This is a genomic window from Streptomyces sp. NRRL S-87 (assembly GCF_000719335.1).
GTDB lineage: Bacteria > Actinomycetota > Actinomycetes > Streptomycetales > Streptomycetaceae > Streptomyces.
The window spans coordinates 1-630 of the sequence record NZ_JOGB01000172.1; the positions used below are offsets into that span (position 1 = coordinate 1).

The 630-nt window shown below is 70.8% G+C and carries 1 protein-coding gene; it reads left to right on the forward strand.

The window, feature by feature from the left end; all coding sequences use genetic code 11:
- Window positions 1-630, forward strand: a 630-nt coding sequence (locus IF43_RS37495; protein WP_037891648.1) for a beta-ketoacyl synthase N-terminal-like domain-containing protein, incomplete at both ends; no start/stop codon positions are given.

A 630-nucleotide genomic window follows, 5' to 3' on the forward strand; every position in this document is an offset into this window, starting at 1 on the left:
GCCGCCGCGGGTGCGGGGGTGGCGGACGATCCGATCGCGATCGTGGCGATGAGTTGCCGTTTCCCCGGTGGTGTCCGTACTCCTGAGGAGCTGTGGCAGCTGCTGGCCTCGGGTGGGGATGCGATCGGTGCGTTCCCGAGTGATCGGGGGTGGGATCTGGAGCGGCTCTACAGTCCGGACCCGGACCGGCAGGGCACGTTCTACGCCCGGGAAGGTGGCTTCCTTTACGACGCCGCGGACTTCGACGCGGACTTCTTCGGGATCTCGCCGCGCGAGGCCCTCGCCATGGACCCGCAGCAGCGTCTGCTGTTGGAGGCCTCGTGGGAGGCGTTCGAGCGGGCCGGCATCGACCCGGCGAGCGTCCGCGGCAGCCAGGCCGGCGTGTTCGTCGGCACCAACGGCCAGGACTACGGGACCATGCTCGACTCGGTTCCGGACGGCATCGAGGGTTTCCTGGGCACGGGTAACGCGGCGAGCGTCGTCTCCGGTCGCCTCTCGTACGCGTTCGGGCTGGAAGGCCCGGCGGTCACGGTCGACACCGCCTGTTCCGCCTCCCTGGTGGCGCTGCACTGGGCCGTGCAGGCCCTGCGCAACGGCGAGTGCGACCTCGCGCTCGCCGGTGGTGTGACC